Origin of the sequence: Streptococcus sp. 5004, assembly GCF_013276755.1 — a bacterium.
Taxonomy (GTDB): Bacteria; Bacillota; Bacilli; order Lactobacillales; family Streptococcaceae; genus Streptococcus.
In genome coordinates, this window is the sequence record NZ_VMLP01000014.1 from 49,747 (window position 1) to 65,176 (window position 15,430).

Annotated in this window: 15 protein-coding genes and 3 pseudogenes; 3 read left to right on the forward strand and 15 right to left on the reverse strand. The window is 40.2% G+C overall.

What is annotated here, in order from left to right; translation table 11 throughout:
- The 8 genes from HT685_RS05335 to HT685_RS05370 all read right to left on the reverse strand — a co-directional run bounded on the left by HT685_RS05335 (position 1) and on the right by HT685_RS05370 (position 7,405).
- Positions 1-1,059, reverse strand: a complete 1,059-nt coding sequence (locus tag HT685_RS05335; protein WP_173226594.1) for an ABC transporter permease — start codon at positions 1,057-1,059, stop codon at positions 1-3.
- On the reverse strand, positions 1,052-2,587 hold the full coding sequence (locus HT685_RS05340) for an ABC transporter ATP-binding protein (RefSeq protein ID WP_173226596.1): 1,536 nt from the start codon (positions 2,585-2,587) through the stop codon (positions 1,052-1,054). Before HT685_RS05340 ends, HT685_RS05335 begins: the two co-directional genes overlap by 8 nt.
- 143 nt (positions 2,588-2,730) lie before the next feature.
- Positions 2,731-3,783 carry a BMP family protein gene (locus HT685_RS05345; RefSeq protein ID WP_173226598.1) on the reverse strand — a complete coding sequence of 351 codons (1,053 nt, stop codon included), beginning with the start codon at positions 3,781-3,783 and terminating at the stop codon, positions 2,731-2,733.
- Positions 3,784-3,872: 89 nt separating this feature from the next.
- Entirely contained in the window at positions 3,873-4,262 is a 390-nt protein-coding gene (locus tag HT685_RS05350; RefSeq protein ID WP_000246089.1) for a cytidine deaminase, read from the reverse strand.
- Positions 4,249-4,911 (reverse strand): deoxyribose-phosphate aldolase, encoded by a 663-nt coding sequence (gene deoC, locus HT685_RS05355; RefSeq protein WP_173226600.1) that lies wholly within the window; start codon positions 4,909-4,911, stop codon positions 4,249-4,251. The genes HT685_RS05350 and deoC overlap by 14 nt, the downstream gene beginning before the upstream one ends.
- A gap of 19 nt (positions 4,912-4,930) precedes the next feature.
- Complete coding sequence (locus tag HT685_RS05360) at positions 4,931-6,208, reverse strand: pyrimidine-nucleoside phosphorylase (protein ID WP_173226602.1); 1,278 nt, start codon at positions 6,206-6,208, stop codon at positions 4,931-4,933.
- The gene (locus HT685_RS05365; protein ID WP_311518518.1) at positions 6,205-6,795 is read right to left on the reverse strand and encodes a class I SAM-dependent methyltransferase; all 591 of its coding nucleotides are present in this window, start codon (positions 6,793-6,795) and stop codon (positions 6,205-6,207) included. Before HT685_RS05365 ends, HT685_RS05360 begins: the two co-directional genes overlap by 4 nt.
- 205 nt (positions 6,796-7,000) lie before the next feature.
- Positions 7,001-7,405, reverse strand: coding sequence for a hypothetical protein (locus HT685_RS05370; protein ID WP_173226604.1), 405 nt, complete (start codon positions 7,403-7,405; stop codon positions 7,001-7,003).
- Positions 7,406-7,604: 199 nt separating this feature from the next.
- Here HT685_RS05370 and coaA point away from each other — a divergent pair, with 199 nt between their 5' ends.
- The 3 genes from coaA to HT685_RS05385 all read left to right on the forward strand — a co-directional run bounded on the left by coaA (position 7,605) and on the right by HT685_RS05385 (position 9,394).
- Complete coding sequence (coaA, locus tag HT685_RS05375; RefSeq protein ID WP_173226605.1) at positions 7,605-8,525, forward strand: type I pantothenate kinase; 921 nt, start codon at positions 7,605-7,607, stop codon at positions 8,523-8,525.
- Positions 8,526-8,592: 67 nt separating this feature from the next.
- Positions 8,593-8,829 (forward strand): 30S ribosomal protein S20, encoded by a 237-nt coding sequence (rpsT, locus tag HT685_RS05380; RefSeq protein WP_001274000.1) that lies wholly within the window; start codon positions 8,593-8,595, stop codon positions 8,827-8,829.
- 52 nt (positions 8,830-8,881) lie between these two features.
- Positions 8,882-9,394, forward strand: a complete 513-nt coding sequence (locus HT685_RS05385; protein WP_173226607.1) for a DNA topology modulation protein — start codon at positions 8,882-8,884, stop codon at positions 9,392-9,394.
- Positions 9,395-9,485: 91 nt separating this feature from the next.
- On the opposite strand, the gene deoD is transcribed toward HT685_RS05385, so the two are convergent.
- The 7 genes and pseudogenes from deoD to HT685_RS05415 all read right to left on the reverse strand — a co-directional run bounded on the left by deoD (position 9,486) and on the right by HT685_RS05415 (position 15,246).
- Complete coding sequence (deoD, locus tag HT685_RS05390; RefSeq protein ID WP_173226609.1) at positions 9,486-10,196, reverse strand: purine-nucleoside phosphorylase; 711 nt, start codon at positions 10,194-10,196, stop codon at positions 9,486-9,488.
- A gap of 557 nt (positions 10,197-10,753) precedes the next feature.
- A complete protein-coding gene (locus HT685_RS05395; RefSeq protein WP_173226611.1) occupies positions 10,754-12,037 on the reverse strand; it encodes a chloride channel protein in 1,284 nt (427 codons plus the stop codon).
- A pseudogene (locus HT685_RS05400) lies at positions 12,031-12,264 on the reverse strand (purine-nucleoside phosphorylase); the annotation flags it as partial. The gene HT685_RS05395 and the pseudogene HT685_RS05400, both read right to left, overlap by 7 nt.
- A 245-nt stretch (positions 12,265-12,509) precedes the next feature.
- On the reverse strand, positions 12,510-13,337 hold the full coding sequence (locus HT685_RS10105; RefSeq protein WP_345789533.1) for a thiol-activated cytolysin C-terminal domain-containing protein: 828 nt from the start codon (positions 13,335-13,337) through the stop codon (positions 12,510-12,512).
- Positions 13,329-13,871 (reverse strand): annotated as a pseudogene (locus HT685_RS10110) (discoidin domain-containing protein); the annotation flags it as partial. The pseudogene HT685_RS10110 and the gene HT685_RS10105, both read right to left, overlap by 9 nt.
- 261 nt (positions 13,872-14,132) lie before the next feature.
- Positions 14,133-14,789, reverse strand: a pseudogene (locus tag HT685_RS10345) (hypothetical protein); the annotation flags it as partial.
- Positions 14,698-15,246 carry a YSIRK-type signal peptide-containing protein gene (locus tag HT685_RS05415; protein ID WP_173278961.1) on the reverse strand — a complete coding sequence of 183 codons (549 nt, stop codon included), beginning with the start codon at positions 15,244-15,246 and terminating at the stop codon, positions 14,698-14,700. The pseudogene HT685_RS10345 and the gene HT685_RS05415, both read right to left, overlap by 92 nt.
- Positions 15,247-15,430 lie beyond the last annotated feature (184 nt).

The window sequence follows — 15,430 nt, forward strand, 5'->3', positions numbered from 1 at the left end:
TTACTTACCTCCTTTAACTTGTTTTTTCGGTTTGACAAAGCGTTCAATAAGGTAATGAACACTGACAAAGAAGATAATAGACGCTGTTACAATGCTGACAAGCTCAGACGGTACCTGCGCCGCATTCATACCAGGAGCTCCAACTTGGAGAACACCAAATAAGAAGGCTGCAAATAGAATACCAATTGGTGAGTTGGCCGCAAGCAGACTAACCGCCATTCCGTTAAATCCGACAGCTAATGACGCCCCCTGAACATAAACGTTCTGGAAGGTTCCCAGACCTTCAACAGCTCCACCAAGACCAGCCAAGGCACCTGAGATAATCATTGAGAGGATAATCGTTCTTTTTGCAGAAATACCAGCATATTCTGAAGCATGTGAATTAAGACCAACAGCACGGATTTCAAAACCAAGAGTTGTTTTCTTGAGCATGAACCAAATAACTGCAACGGCAATGATGGCAAAGAAAATACCAATATTCATCCGCGAATTACCAGTCAACTCAGACAACCAAGGTGTCTGATAGGTTGCATTAGCCCCAACACGAATGGTTGAATCTGTACTTTGCATGAAGTCTTTAGGAAAGGCATGGATAAAGGCATTTCCTACATACAAGACGATATAGTTCATCATGATGGTTACGATAACCTCTGACGTCCCTAGATAAGCTCTAAGAATACCCGGAATCGCTCCGACAATCCCTCCAGCAATCAAGGCAATCACGATAGTTGCTAGAATCATCAAAGGACGTGGCATATCTGGATGTGACAAGGCAAACCAACCACTGAGAATCCAACCTGCCAAAGCCTGACCAGGAAGTCCAACGTTAAAGAAACCAGCACGACTGGCAACGGCAAAACCAAGACCAATCAAGATTAGAGGCCCCATAGCACGGAAGATCTCCCCAATCCCACGTAGACTACCAAAGGCTGTATAAAACAATTCTTCGTAGCCCCAAATAGCATCATAACCGAAGATCCACATGACAATGGCTCCGAGCAAAATTCCTAGGAAGACAGAAATCAAGGGAACCGAAATTTGTTGTAATTTTTTAGACATCACTCTTCTCCTTTCCCAAGTTTCCACCAGCCATCAAGACACCAAGTTCTTGTTTATTGGTTGTTTCTGGTGATACAATACCTTGAATCTTACCATCGTGGATAACGGCAATACTGTCTGAGACGTTTAAAATCTCATCCAATTCAAAGCTGACAACAAGGACAGCCTTGCCATTATCACGCTCTTCAATCAAGCGTTTATGGATATACTCAATGGCACCGACATCCAACCCACGAGTTGGCTGGCTGACGATAAGGAGATCAGGATCACGATCAATTTCACGAGCAATAATTGCTTTTTGTTGATTTCCTCCTGAGAGTGCTGCTGCAGGAACAAATTCACTGGCAGCACGAACATCAAACTCTTCCATTAGCTTTTTAGCATAAGAAGTAATATTTGAATAGCTCAAAATTCCATTTTTACTATGTGGTTCTTTATAGTAGGTTTGAAGGGCAATATTTTCAGAAATCATCATTTCCAAAATCAAACCATCACGGTGACGGTCTTCTGGAACGTGCCCAACACTCAACTCTGTAATCTGACGTGGGTGTAAACCTACAATTGAATCTCCTTTTAGCTCGATGCTACCAGATTCAACCTTACGAAGACCTGTAATGGCTTGAATCAATTCAGACTGACCATTTCCATCAATCCCCGCAATACCGACAATCTCTCCAGCACGAACATCCAAGGACAGATTTTTAACAGCTGGGACACCGCGGTTTTCATTGACCACCAAGTCTTTAATAGACAAGACCACTTCTTTTGGTTGAGAGGCTTGTTTCTCTGTTTTAAAGGAAACAGAACGACCCACCATCATTTCTGCTAAATCAGCATTTGTAGCTCCTGCAATTTCGACGGTTTCAATTGATTTCCCACGACGGATAACTGTAACGCGGTCAGAAACTGCGCGAATCTCGTCCAACTTGTGGGTAATCAAGATAATTGATTTCCCTTCTTTGACAAGATTTTTCATAATAGCCATCAACTCATCAATTTCTGATGGAGTCAAAACGGCCGTTGGTTCGTCAAAGATAAGGATATCAGCCCCCCGATAAAGGGTTTTTAAAATTTCTACACGTTGTTGGGCTCCAACTGAGATATCTGCTACCTTGGCAGAAGGGTCAACAGCTAAGCCATAACGTTCAGAAAGAGCCTTGATTTCTTTGCTAGCTCCAGCGATATCTAGCACACCATTTTTAGTCAATTCACTACCTAAAATGATGTTTTCAGCCACTGTGAAGGCTTCTACCAACATAAAGTGCTGGTGAACCATTCCGATTCCCAAGCTAGCTGCTTTAGAGGGTGAGTCGAGGTTGACAACTTGACCGTTGACCACAATTTCACCACTGGTTGGTTCAAGAAGCCCTGCTAACATGTTCATGAGCGTGGACTTTCCAGCCCCATTTTCTCCTAAAAGTGCATGAATTTCACCTTTTCGTAGGTGCAGGTTGATTTTGTCGTTGGCAACAAATTCACCAAACACCTTGGTAATATCACGCATCTCAATGACATTTTCGTGTGCCATGTGCTCTTCCTTTCAGAGTCTTATTTTATTTCAATAAAACTTGCTAGTTTCTCTAGTAGCAAGCTTTACTGAGACAAAATGACTTTGTCTCAACTCTTAAAAAAGCGGCCCTTGGCCACTTCCTAAGAAATGACTTCCATCCATTATTTTTCAGGAACTTTTACGCTTCCATCAAGGATTTTAGCTTTAGCATCTTCAACAGCTTTTTTACCTTCTTCTGAAAGGTTTGTTACTGCCAAGTCAACCCCTTTATCTTTCAATGAGTAAACGATCACTTGACCGCCAGGGAATTCACCTTTTTCTGCTTTGTTAGCAATATCTTTTACAGTTGTACCAACTTGTTTCAAAGTAGATACAAGAACGAAGTTTGATTCTTTACCATCTTTAGAAGTGTACTTACCTTCTGCTACTTGGTCGCGGTCAACACCGATAACCCAAACTTTTTCACTTTCAGAACGGCTTTCATTGAGTGATTTTGCTTCTGCAAAGACACCAGCACCTGTTCCACCTGCTGCTTGATAAACAACGTCTGCACCAGCTGCGTATTGTGCTGCTGCAATTGTTTTACCTTTAGCAGCATCACCAAATGAACCAGCATAGTCAACTTGTACTTTGATAGATGGGTCTACTGACTCAACACCAGCTTTAAATCCAGCTGCAAAACGTGAGATAACTTCAGACTCAATACCACCTACAAAACCAACTTGTTTTGTTTTAGTTGTTTTTGCCGCTGCAACACCCGCAAGGTAAGCAGCTTCGTTATCAGCAAACGTTACGCTAGCAACATTCTTTTGATCTTTAATCACATCATCAATCAAGACATAGTTCAAATCAGAGTGGTCTTTTGCTGCTTCTTCAACCGCATTGTGAAGGGCAAAACCAACACCGAAGATTAGGTTGTAACTTCCTGCCGCTTGTTGCAAGTTGTTAGCGTAGTCAGCTTCACTTGTTGATTGGAAGTAAGTGAAACCGTTATCTTTTGAAAGATTATGTTCTTTACCCCAGTCTTGCAAACCTTCCCAAGCTGATTGGTTGAATGATTTGTCATCAACACCACCAGTATCAGTGACGATTGCTGCTTTTGTCTTCACATCAGAAGATGAAGCTGCGTTACGAGAAGAGCGGTTACCACATGCAGCAAGTCCAACTGCTGCCACTGCAACTAGACCAAGGCCTAGCCATTGTTTCTTGTTCATTACTGAACCTCCTAAATAAGATGTGCAACGATGTTGCAAGTATGGATTGATTGGTCACAAGGACCGTGCCACTCAAAGAGCGACTCAGACTAGTTTAAGTCTGTAAAAGAATATGGAAGTAATTCCCCGACCGTCATCTCGACCGTCGATTTATCTTTTGCGACTAAGGTCACTTTTAGATCTTGTTCAAAAAATTCGACCATTACTTGGCGACAAGCACCACATGGTGAAATCGGTTTTTCAGTTTGACCATAAACAATCAGCTCTGAAAATTCTCTTTGCCCTTCAGATACAGCCTTAAAAATGGCTGTTCTCTCACCGCAATTGGTCAAAGGATAGCTAGCATTTTCGATATTCACTCCCGTGTAAACACTTCCGTCTTTGGCTACTAAAACTGCTCCGATAGGAAAGTGAGAATAGGGGACGTAGGCATGTTTGCTGGTTTCAATTGCCAGTTCAATCAACTCAGTAGTCGCCATCAGCCAATTCTCCTTTTAAAATGGCTACCCCAGCTGACGTTCCGATACGGGTCGCCCCTGCTTCCACAAATGCAAGAGCATCTGCATAAGAACGAGCTCCACCAGCAGCCTTGACACCCATATCAGGACCAACTGTTTCACGCATTAATTGAACATCTGCTACCGTAGCACCACCAGTTGAAAAGCCAGTAGATGTTTTAACAAAATCAGCTCCAGCTTTTTGAGCTAATTGGCAAGCCACAACTTTTTCTTGGTCTGTCAGAAGGCAAGCTTCAATAATGACTTTCACTAACTTGTCACCACTTGCTTCTACTACTGCTCGAATATCCGACTCAACCAAATCAAGATTACTTGTTTTGAGAGCTCCAACATTGATCACCATATCAATCTCATCTGCACCATTTTGGATAGCTTCTTTTGTTTCAAATGCTTTCACAGCTGAAGTTGTTGCTCCCAAGGGGAAACCTACTACTGTGCAGACCTTGACATCTGTGCCTTCAAGCCCTTTTTTAGCATGTTCAACCCAGGTCGGATTAACGCAAACACTGGCAAAATCATACTCTCTAGCTTCAGACAACAAACAATCAATTTGATTTTCTGTCGCTTCTTGTTTCAAAAGTGTATGATCGATATATTTATTTAATTTCATATTCGGATTCTCCTGCAGTTTATGAGATTATTTCTATGATTTCTCGTAAACTTTGCACACTATCATTTATTCTAACATATTTTTGAAAATCTGTAACTAGCTGAGGAGAAATTTTTCCATTTGTGTATACTTTTGCAACAATTTCTCCCTTTTGAACGGAATCTCCAACTTTCTTTTCAAAAACAATTCCTGTTTCATAGTCCAAGGCATCAAACTTGACTGCACGACCTGCCCCCAGTCTCATAGCATAAAGTCCAAGTTCCATAGCTGGAAGAGCTGAAATGACACCCGTTTCCTGAGCAGGGATGTCCACCACATGGGCTACATTTACAGGACGATAGAGGTCTTCCAAGTCTCCACCTTGGGCTTGGACCATCTCCTCAAACTTAGCCAGTGCTTGACCATTTTCAAGATGTTGGTGAACTTCTTCAACTGTCTTGTTAACATTTGCAAGGCCAAGCATAATTTGAGCCAGTTCGCATATAAAATGGGTAATATCCTGACGTCCTTGACCTTGTAAAATCTCCAGTGCTTCAAGAATTTCTAGACGATTTCCAATCGCTCGTCCCAAGGGCTGACTCATATCGGTAATCACTGCTACCGTTTTTCTACCAACTGCCTTACCTAGTTCCACCATGGTTTGAGCCAGTTCACGCGCCTCATCAACCGTCTTCATGAAGGCACCCTCACCGACAGTTACGTCTAGCAAAATAGCATCCGCTCCTGCCGCGATTTTCTTGCTCATCACCGAACTCGCAATCAAAGGAATCGTGTCGACAGTTGCGGTCACATCACGGAGGGCGTAGAGAAGCTTATCTGCTTTGACAAGCTGGTCTGATTGCCCAATGACAGATACACCAATATCCTGAACCTGACGAATAAAATCTTCTTGACTACGCTCTACTTGATAGCCCTTAACGGACTCCAATTTATCAATTGTTCCGCCAGTATGGCCGAGACCACGACCACTCATTTTTGCCACAGGAACACCAAAGCTTGCAACAAGAGGAGCCAAAATCAAGGTCACCTTATCACCAACACCACCCGTAGAATGCTTGTCAACCTTAACCCCATCAATAGCTGATAAATCAAACTCTTGACCTGTCTGAACCATTTTCATGGTCAAATCAGATATTTCTCGAGTCGTCATTCCTTTGAAATAAACTGCCATAGCAAAGGCAGACATCTGATAATCAGGGACAGTTCCTAACACATAGCCTTCAACTAACCACTCAATTTCACTCGAAGTCAGCTCTTGACCATCTCGTTTCTTTTGGATTAAATCAACTGCTCTCATTCTTTCACACTTCTAAGGATATAGTATCCCTTATCTTTTTTGACGATTTCACAATTGCCAAACACTTCCTCCATCTTTGACTTGGCGCTTGGAGCCCCTTGTTTTTTCTGGATAACAATTGTTAAATCCCCACCAGTTTCCAAGAAATCTTTACTTTTCTCAATGATTTCATGAACTACTTGCTTGCCCGCACGGATAGGAGGATTTGAAATGACATGGTCAAATGTGCCTTCAACTTGTTCATAGATGTTGGACTGGAAAATCGTCGCTTCTACTTTATTTCGTTCAGCATTTTGTCGCGCCAAATCCAAGGCACGATTATTAATATCGACCATGGTAGACTGAACGCCATAAGCCTTAGCTAAAGACAAGCCCAAAGGTCCGTAACCACAGCCTACATCCAGGACAGTTTCTCCTTGGTTGACCTCAAGACACTTGAGCAAGAGTTGACTTCCAAAGTCAACCATTTTCTTGCTAAAAACACCCGCATCTGTCAAAAAGGTCATTTTTTCTCCCAACAAGTCCACTCTCAACTCATGAATGTCGTGAGCAGCGTCAGGATTTTCTGCATAATACATTTTACTCATGAAACTATTTTACCATAATTTGACTTAAATTGTAAATCGTTTACAAATTGATCATAAAACGAAAAAGACTGAAGAAAACTAGTCAAGAAGACCTTTTCTTCAATCTCTTTAAACACTTATAAATAATAAGCCATTTAGAACTAGAAATATCATAATCAGGATAAAACAACAAATTTATCATTTATAATTAGGCTCATTTTTATGACTATTGCTTAACCTTCAGATATTTAATTATCAACAAAATTCCCAACAAGATGTTTAGATAAAAGCCCAACTGATACGTTTTTGTCAGGATTTCCCAACTTGTCCAAAGCCGTACCAAATCTTCTAGCGACATACGGAAGAAATAACCCTCTGTAGCAATCCACAAAATCAAAAATAGATAACTACCAGCAGCAAGCCATTTCGTCCACCGTTTTTTTAGTAGGCAAGCAATCAAGAGCGAACAGATAAAGATAGCTGTTACAATAGCATGTTCCATCAAAAAAGTAAAACCGTAATAGATTTCCACAAAGCGTCTACCATTATCCGCATTCGCCCCTTTTATAAAAGGTAGTGCAAAACTTAAAATAAAACAGAGTTCCAGTATATAACTTTTTAAGATTTTCATAGTACACCTCCTATAAATTGTGAATCCCAAAGCCCCCTTTATTGGCTTATAAGTCAGGAGAAAGTAGCTCCTACCTCATCAATAAATTGGTCAACCCTATCTACTTCTATTATACGATATTGGTTTACTATCATCAAGAAACCGCTTTATTTTTTTAGCTTTTTATGGTATGATAAACAAAATATCTAGGGGAAAACAAATGACCAACGAATTTTTACATTTTGAAAAAATCAGCCGCCAGACTTGGCAATCGTTACATCGAAAGACAACACCTCCTTTGACAGAAGAGGAATTAGAATCCATCAAGAGTTTTAATGACCAGATTAGCTTGCAGGATGTTACCGATGTCTATCTCCCCCTAGCCCATCTCATCCAGATTTACAAGCGTACCAAGGATGATTTGGCCTTTTCAAAAGGGATTTTCCTTCAACGTGAAAGCAAATCCCAGCCTTTTATCATTGGGGTTTCTGGGAGTGTCGCCGTTGGAAAATCCACAACCAGTCGCCTACTTCAAATCCTACTGTCCCGTACACTTACAGATGCTACGGTTGAGTTGGTAACAACCGATGGCTTTCTCTATCCCAACCAGACCTTGATTGAACAAGGGATTTTAAATCGCAAGGGATTTCCTGAAAGCTATGATATGGAAGCTCTTCTCAACTTCCTGGATCACATCAAAAATGGACAAGATGTAGATATTCCTGTCTATTCTCATGAAGTCTACGACATCGTACCTGAGGAAAAGCAGAGCGTCAAAGCTGCTGATTTTGTCATTGTTGAGGGAATAAATGTCTTTCAAAATCCACAAAACGAGCGTCTCTACATTACTGACTTCTTTGACTTTTCCATCTATGTTGATGCTGCAGTCGATGACATTGAGAGTTGGTATCTAGACCGTTTCTTGAAGATGCTGAGCCTAGCCCAAAACGACCCTGATAGCTACTATTATCGTTTTACACAAATGCCGATTGGGGAAGTGGAATCCTTTGCCCATCAGGTCTGGACCAGTATCAATCTCATAAATCTACAAAATTATATTGAACCGACAAGAAATCGAGCGGAAGTGATTCTTCATAAAACAAAGAACCATGAAATCGATGAAATTTACTTAAAAAAATAATTTTCCCTTGTCAAAACGTAAGTTTTCAGATATAATGGTATAGTTAGTAAATATGGAGGTAAGAACATTGGCAAACATTAAATCAGCTATCAAACGCGCTGAATTGAACGTTAAACAAAACGAAAAGAACTCAGCTCAAAAATCAGCTATGCGTACTGCTATCAAAGCTTTCGAAGCAAACCCATCTGAAGAACTTTTCCGTGCTGCTAGCTCAGCTATCGATAAAGCAGAAACTAAAGGTTTGATTCACAAAAACAAAGCAAGCCGTGATAAAGCTCGTCTTTCAGCTAAACTTGCTAAATAAGAAACAGTCCATAGAGGCTGTTTTTTTGTCCTCAAATAGGAAAAGGTAGAAAATGAAAATCGCAATTATCGGATATTCTGGTGCTGGTAAGTCAACTCTAGCCGAAAAGTTGTCTCACTGCTACTCCATCCCAAAACTTCACATGGACACACTCCAATTTCAACCTGATTGGCAAGACAGTGATCGCGAATGGATGTTGACCGAGATGAAAAATTTTCTCACCAAGCATAAAGCTTGGGTTATTGATGGCAATTATTCTTGGTGCTATTACGAAGAAAGAATGCTGGAAGCAGATCAAATCATCTTTCTCAATTTTTCTCGCTGGAATTGTCTGCTACGAGCCTTTAAACGTTATCTTAAATACCGGGGAAAAGTAAGAGAAAGTATGGCAGCTGGTTGTCAAGAACAATTTAATTGGGAGTTTATCAGATGGATTCTCTGGGATGGGCGGACAAATAATGCTAAGGAAAGATACCAAAAATTAAGTGATACCTACCCTGAAAAGATGCATATTCTCCATTCTCAAGCAGAAATTGATTATTTCTTGCAATCTCTTAAAAAATAGACAATAGAGTAACATTCATTAAGGTCAGTATGTAGTGAATGACTAAAAAAGGAAGATTTTCATTCAGAAAATCTTCCTTTTGTGTTCCCTTTTATTCAGCAATTAAGGTTTCTAGGCCAACCTTCATCATATCGGTGAAGGTATTTTGACGTTCTTCCGCAGTCGTGTCTTCATCTGGATTGACCAAACTATCCGAAATAGTCATGATAGCAAGCGCGTCAACATGGTGTTGGGCTGCCAGATAGTAAAGGGCTGCTGCTTCCATTTCCACAGCCTTGACTCCCCATTTACCAAGTTCGATGTTCTTTTCAAAGTAGTTTGAATAAAAGACATCAGAAGACAAAACGTTCCCAACGTGGGTAGTCATACCGAGTTCTTTGGCGATATGGTAGGCCTTGTCCAGCAAATCAAAGCTAGCGATTTGTGGGAAATCGTACTGTGGCCAGTCATTGCGGATGATGTTAGAGTTGGTTGCAGCTGCCTGCGCCAAAACTAATTCACGGACGTGAACATCTTCATTCAAAGAACCTGCAGTTCCCACACGAATCAATTTCTTCACACCGTAGTCCACAATCAACTCACGCGCATAAATCGAAATGGATGGCATCCCCATCCCAGTTCCCATGACAGATACACGGTGGCCCTTGTAAGCACCAGTGTAACCAAACATGTTACGCACTTCGTTAAAACAAACAGCATCTTCAAGGAAATTTTCCGCAATAAACTTAGCACGAAGAGGATCCCCAGGAAGAAGAATTTTATCAGCAATTTCACCCTGCTGAGCAGCAATATGGATAGACATAATTAAGATATAAAGGGCGACGGAGAACAAAGGAAAAATAGGAAACTGACGACACATCGCAGATGCTAGAAAGTTTATCTTTTTTACACAGTTCTCCGCCCGTATTCAGTTCAATGAATACAGTTAACCCATCCTTTCTTTATTCTAAAATTTATAATCAGAAAGATACCAAACCCGTCAAAAAGCAAAGGGAAAATAGGAGTTGGGTGCAGTGAGCGATGCTCGCTAGACCAACTATCTTTTTCCCACTGCTTTTAGGGTGGGTTCAATTCCTTTCTTTCTTAATTTTGATGATATTGAGAAGATTAGTCTGGCTTCAATTCAAACCCGAACTTCTCTTCTCTTCTGAGTTTTTAGAAAAGTTTTCCGCTCGTGTTCTAATCAAAACACACGCTCTACCTTTCTTTTTTTATTTTTATATTTCATAGCTAGGAAAAATCGGATTCAACCATGACTCCGATAAGCCTACTTCATTTTTATTTAAAACAGTTATAAATAAATTGAGAGTTTTTTTAATATTTTAAATCAAATCATTGACTAGAAGAAATGGGCATTTCCTACCTAATTACTTTATTATTTGACTTCTGACACAGTATGTTAGCCCAAGAAAAACGGTCTAATATTTTTGCAAATTCATAGGCTAAAACAGCTGTTACTAAGAGATACAGAAGAGAATCCAAACCTAGCCCAGTGAAACCTATTACTAATCCAGTTGCAGACCAGGGGGCCCTCAAGGTCACAGACAAAAAGCAAACCGATCCCAAAAGTAAAATGCTAGGCTGACTATCCCCACCTAGAATCATTCCAAAGAGAGCAGCTCCAGCCATCCCCAAGGCAAAAGATGGCGTAAGTGTACCACCATAGGCCCCTGCCCACAGAGTAATAAGAACGACCAGTGCTTTTAGGATAAACAAGAGGAATACTGTTTTGCCATTGCTACCATTCAATACTTCCTGAGCCATCATACGTCCATTTCCAAGTAGATGTGGAAAATAACTTGCCAACCCAGCAAGAAAAAGAAAAGCTGTAGGCAATGTGAGAAGTACTCGTTTATCTTTTATCCTGTTTGAAGACACTTCTTTACTCAAGCGACCAAAAAGCCAAGCTAGTGGGGTTAAGAAAAAAAGTAATAAGGGAATAATCCACATTTCCTTTAATGACCATGCGATGGCTGGAATCTGGTAGAGAGCCTGATCTGAAATAACCAAGCCTGCTGTATAGGTTGAGACATAGGTAGTCAAACCGACTAAGACAACTCGTTTAATAGATAGAGCAATTCCTAGAGTTTCAAAAACAAAGAAGACACTTGTTAATGGAACCTGGTAGACAGCTGCTAAACCAGCACCAGCACCACAAGCAAGGAGAAAGATTTGATCCTTCTTAGAGAGAGAACATATTTTTCCAATTGGTCCTGCAAATAGAGTTCCAATCTCTCGTGGTGCAGCTTCTTTACCAATAGGTGCTCCCCCTCCAACTGCAATAATTTGCCAAATTGAATGAAATAGCTGTTTTAAAAAATGAAGTTTGTATTGTGAAGTCTCATCCTTCATCTGCGCTTTAATGGAAAAAATCTGTGATTTTTTTTGCAAGTAATACCAGACCAAGGATGAGCTGACACCCACGATTATTAAACTTAATCCTATCCGCGACGAGGAAACTCCATCTGTCAAGAATACAGTTTGATGCTCTGATTGACCAAAAGCTATCCCCTCTATCATCTTTAAAAGATAATGTAGAAAAATACCAGATAAAGCTGAAACTATTCCTTGCAAAATGACTGCTAGGAATAATTTAAGATTATAAGGGATTTTCTGAAAAATACTCCTCAATTCTTTTAACATAGTAATAATTCAGCAAAAACGGCTTTAAGTAAGCCTTTAAAATCACCTTTAACACACTCAGTCACTTCTATAACCTCTTCGTAGTTAATCTCTTCTTTGAAACCAGTAGTATAGTTAGTAATACATAAAATTCCTAGAAGTTTCAAAGCTGAGTAGGCTACAACAATAACTTCAGGAGCAGTTGACATTCCGACCACATCTGTTCCAAGCATCTTATAGGTACGAATTGCTACTCGTGTTCAAATTAGAACACGTGCTCTACCTTTCTGTTTATACTCTTCGAAAATCTCTTCAAACCACGTCAACGTCGCCTTGCCGTATATATGTTACTGACTTCNNTTCCTAGTTTGCTCTTTGATTTTCATTGAGTATTAATTTTGTTCTTTCACAGAGAGCTACCTGAGTTCTATTCAAGCTCAGGTAGTTCTTATCTTATAAACTAAATCATCCCATTATTAAATAGTAGGATTTTTTACAAGACATCGTCATCAGAAATCTTAGAATTTAATGTTGTTCCCCAATGGGTAATTTTACGGTGGGGTTGAGCTAAAATTGGTCTGTTTTCATAGATTGTTTGCCATCTATTCCATAGTAGACCTGTCTTTTTCTCAATCTTAATTCGCAGATTTCTCATATTTTCTTTGATTGGGAGGTTGAGGACAAAACCTGCAGTCTGGTTGCGACCGTTTCCTTCCCAAGAACGACTACGAACAACTTGGTGTCCATCTTTATCTACTGTAACTTCTTCCCAAGTTATAGAGTAGCGGGCAATATAAGCTCCACTATGTTGAATTGTCAATGTTTTGTCTTTCACAGGCGTCTGACTGATTGGTTGAACTGGCTTAGAAACTTGTGTCGCCGTCTCACCATTCGTAGCGATAAAGCGGAAAACTTCTACTTCTGCAAGACTGAGGGCTTGATTGTTCTTACGTAGTTGCACACGAACACGGCGTCCCAATTTCCCATTTAATTGAACATCCAAGCTCGTTCCGTCAAGTTTAGAAACATACTGTCTAGCAACTTCTTTCCCTTTTTCATCATACAAAATCACATCAAAGTCTGACAGACGTTTAGAAAGTTCTCCATCCCCACGGTTATGAAGGCGAACAAGTCCTACCTGTTCTGTACGACCTAAATCAACTTCCCACCAAGGCTGGTTTTCAAATTTTGTATGGGTAATTGATTGCTGGCTATAACTACTATTGGTATTGCCATCCAAGGCACGACTAGCATCTCCTCCAAAATCAGTAGAACTTTGCTTAGCTTGTTTTTTCCAAGCGATATTCTCAGCACGATACACTTGGACTTCTGCAAGACTGAGAGCATTATAGCCTTCTAGCTCAATTCGAACATAGCGCGCTTTTTTATGGTTAATCGCAATTTGTGCTGACACATCTTTAAGAGATGTTATGCGTTTTCTCTCAATTTCTTTACCAAAACTATCTAAAAGAATGACATCAAAGTTTGCCAATCTATCCTGGGCAGTGTCTGTGCGGTTGTAAATATTGATTTGGCGAATGGTTTCTTCTTTAGCCAAATCTACTTGCCACCAAGGTTTAGATTGGAAATTGGTATGAGTGACAGAATTGTGACCATAGTTACCATCAACTTTGCCATCCACAGCTCTTCTAGCATCTCCTCCGAAAGCTGTCGAACTTTGAGTAACCTGTTTTCCTAAGGCAATATTTTCCATTGGTTCAGCGCTTGGTTGACTAGAAGATTGAGGCAGAGTCTGTTTCTTAAAGAATCGCACTTTATCCAATTTCGGATCACGATAACCATGTTTATCCAAGGTAGCTCGTTTACCAATATTAAAGTTAGGAATATCATTCATTCGACTTTCAAAATAGCCACGAGAACGGTGTTTAAAGCGTGAATTACCTGTAAATGTAACAATATCACGATCATTATGAATCAAGGGAGTCACAACATTATCATTATCAACCACATAATGCTTAATTTTTCCACTAACAGCTAATTTACGGCTTTCCAAACCAACATCCCAGAAACCATTCTTAGCATTCCAAACAGTTCTGGAAGTAATCACTTTAGGAGCACTGAAAGTCGTCACTTTCCGTAATACATGGTTATAAAAATCAGGATATTTTTGGTAAGCTTCAACCGCTGCAATCTGAGCTAGGTAGCCTCCAAGAGAATGACCTGTCATATACAACTTGGTAATACTTGTATCCTTGGCTAATTCCCCAACAATCTTACGGATATCATCCGCTTGAGCTGGTTTATTTCCGCCTAATAAAACCAAATCTGCACTTAAGTCCTTGGCGTCATTAACTCGCGTTCCACGAATAGCCAACATGTGCACCGTTCCATCTTTGAGATAAGGAAGGTCGCTCTTGGTCTCAAATAAGAAAGCATCCAAGCCACTATCTGTATGGTAGGCTTTTTTCATCTTCCAGAAAGGAGCCAATTCATTGTGCATGAGTTTGTATTCTTGACGGTCAAGATAGAGACTAGGGAAAGGATTCTTATGATCTAAAATTTTCTCAATATAATCATCGTCTCGATAGGCTAACTCCATAAAGAGAAGAGAATCACGGTCTGTGACATACCATTCTTTCTTATTGTCATCTTCTCCATCTGCCAAACCATCCCCATCACTGTCTGCTAGCAAGGGATGACTGTTATATCCTAGATAATCCTTACCATCTTTGTTGTTCATCTTTGTTTTTGAGGCCATCTTGGTCATCATCCCCTTCCAAATCAAGAACTTTTTCACCATAGAGAGATTCATCAATCAAATCATTTTCTAAATGCAATTCCCCTTTGGAAATCTTCACCAAATCTTCTGCGGTTAGAGAACGAGTATTTGTTGGTTTTTCTGTCACAACTTCTTCTTTAGTTTCTTCTACAGGAGCATGAACAGGTGAGTCTTGAACCGGCTCGGTTATCTCTACTTTTGACTCTTCCCTTTTGTTTTCAAGAACTTCACTTGCTTCCGGAAGCGGTTGAGGAGCTAGTCTTGGCTCCTCTCTAAGAGGAGTTTCTCGTTTTGGAGCAACATTTTCCGGCTCTCTCAATTCCTCCTTAGAATCTGGCACTCTTGTTGCCACTTCAGATGTTACATCTTGTTTTACTTCATTGGCTGAAATTCCAGCTGGAGCTAGAAATGCGAAGCCGACTGCAACAGATACAACTCCGATACTTAATTTTTTTATGCCAAAGCGCATAATTCGTTGACCAATTTTCATTATTTCTTATCTTTCTTTTCGTTTATTTATAAGCAGACTCAAACTAAATCTCCTTGTCTCCTATATAAGACAAGGTTGAGAAATTCAGAAAGTAATACTCTTCGAAAATCTCTTCAAACCACGTCAGCGTCGCCTTACCGTAGATATGGTCACTGACTTCGTCAGTCTTATCTACAACCTCAAA

Bases quoted from the DNA above. Each gene is read 5' to 3' on its own strand.
- HT685_RS05335 (WP_173226594.1), bottom strand. From the start codon at position 1,059: ATGTCTAAAAAATTACAACAAATTTCGGTTCCCTTGATTTCTGTCTTC.
- HT685_RS05340 (WP_173226596.1), bottom strand. From the start codon at position 2,587: ATGGCACACGAAAATGTCATTGAGATGCGTGATATTACCAAGGTGTTT.
- HT685_RS05345 (WP_173226598.1), bottom strand. From the start codon at position 3,783: ATGAACAAGAAACAATGGCTAGGCCTTGGTCTAGTTGCAGTGGCAGCA.
- HT685_RS05350 (WP_000246089.1), bottom strand. From the start codon at position 4,262: ATGGCGACTACTGAGTTGATTGAACTGGCAATTGAAACCAGCAAACAT.
- deoC (WP_173226600.1), bottom strand. From the start codon at position 4,911: ATGAAATTAAATAAATATATCGATCATACACTTTTGAAACAAGAAGCG.
- HT685_RS05360 (WP_173226602.1), bottom strand. From the start codon at position 6,208: ATGAGAGCAGTTGATTTAATCCAAAAGAAACGAGATGGTCAAGAGCTG.
- HT685_RS05365 (WP_311518518.1), bottom strand. From the start codon at position 6,795: ATGAGTAAAATGTATTATGCAGAAAATCCTGACGCTGCTCACGACATT.
- HT685_RS05370 (WP_173226604.1), bottom strand. From the start codon at position 7,405: ATGAAAATCTTAAAAAGTTATATACTGGAACTCTGTTTTATTTTAAGT.
- coaA (WP_173226605.1), top strand. From the start codon at position 7,605: ATGACCAACGAATTTTTACATTTTGAAAAAATCAGCCGCCAGACTTGG.
- HT685_RS05385 (WP_173226607.1), top strand. From the start codon at position 8,882: ATGAAAATCGCAATTATCGGATATTCTGGTGCTGGTAAGTCAACTCTA.
- deoD (WP_173226609.1), bottom strand. From the start codon at position 10,196: ATGTCTATCCATATTGCTGCTCAGCAGGGTGAAATTGCTGATAAAATT.
- HT685_RS05395 (WP_173226611.1), bottom strand. From the start codon at position 12,037: ATGTTAAAAGAATTGAGGAGTATTTTTCAGAAAATCCCTTATAATCTT.
- HT685_RS05415 (WP_173278961.1), bottom strand. From the start codon at position 15,246: ATGAAAATTGGTCAACGAATTATGCGCTTTGGCATAAAAAAATTAAGT.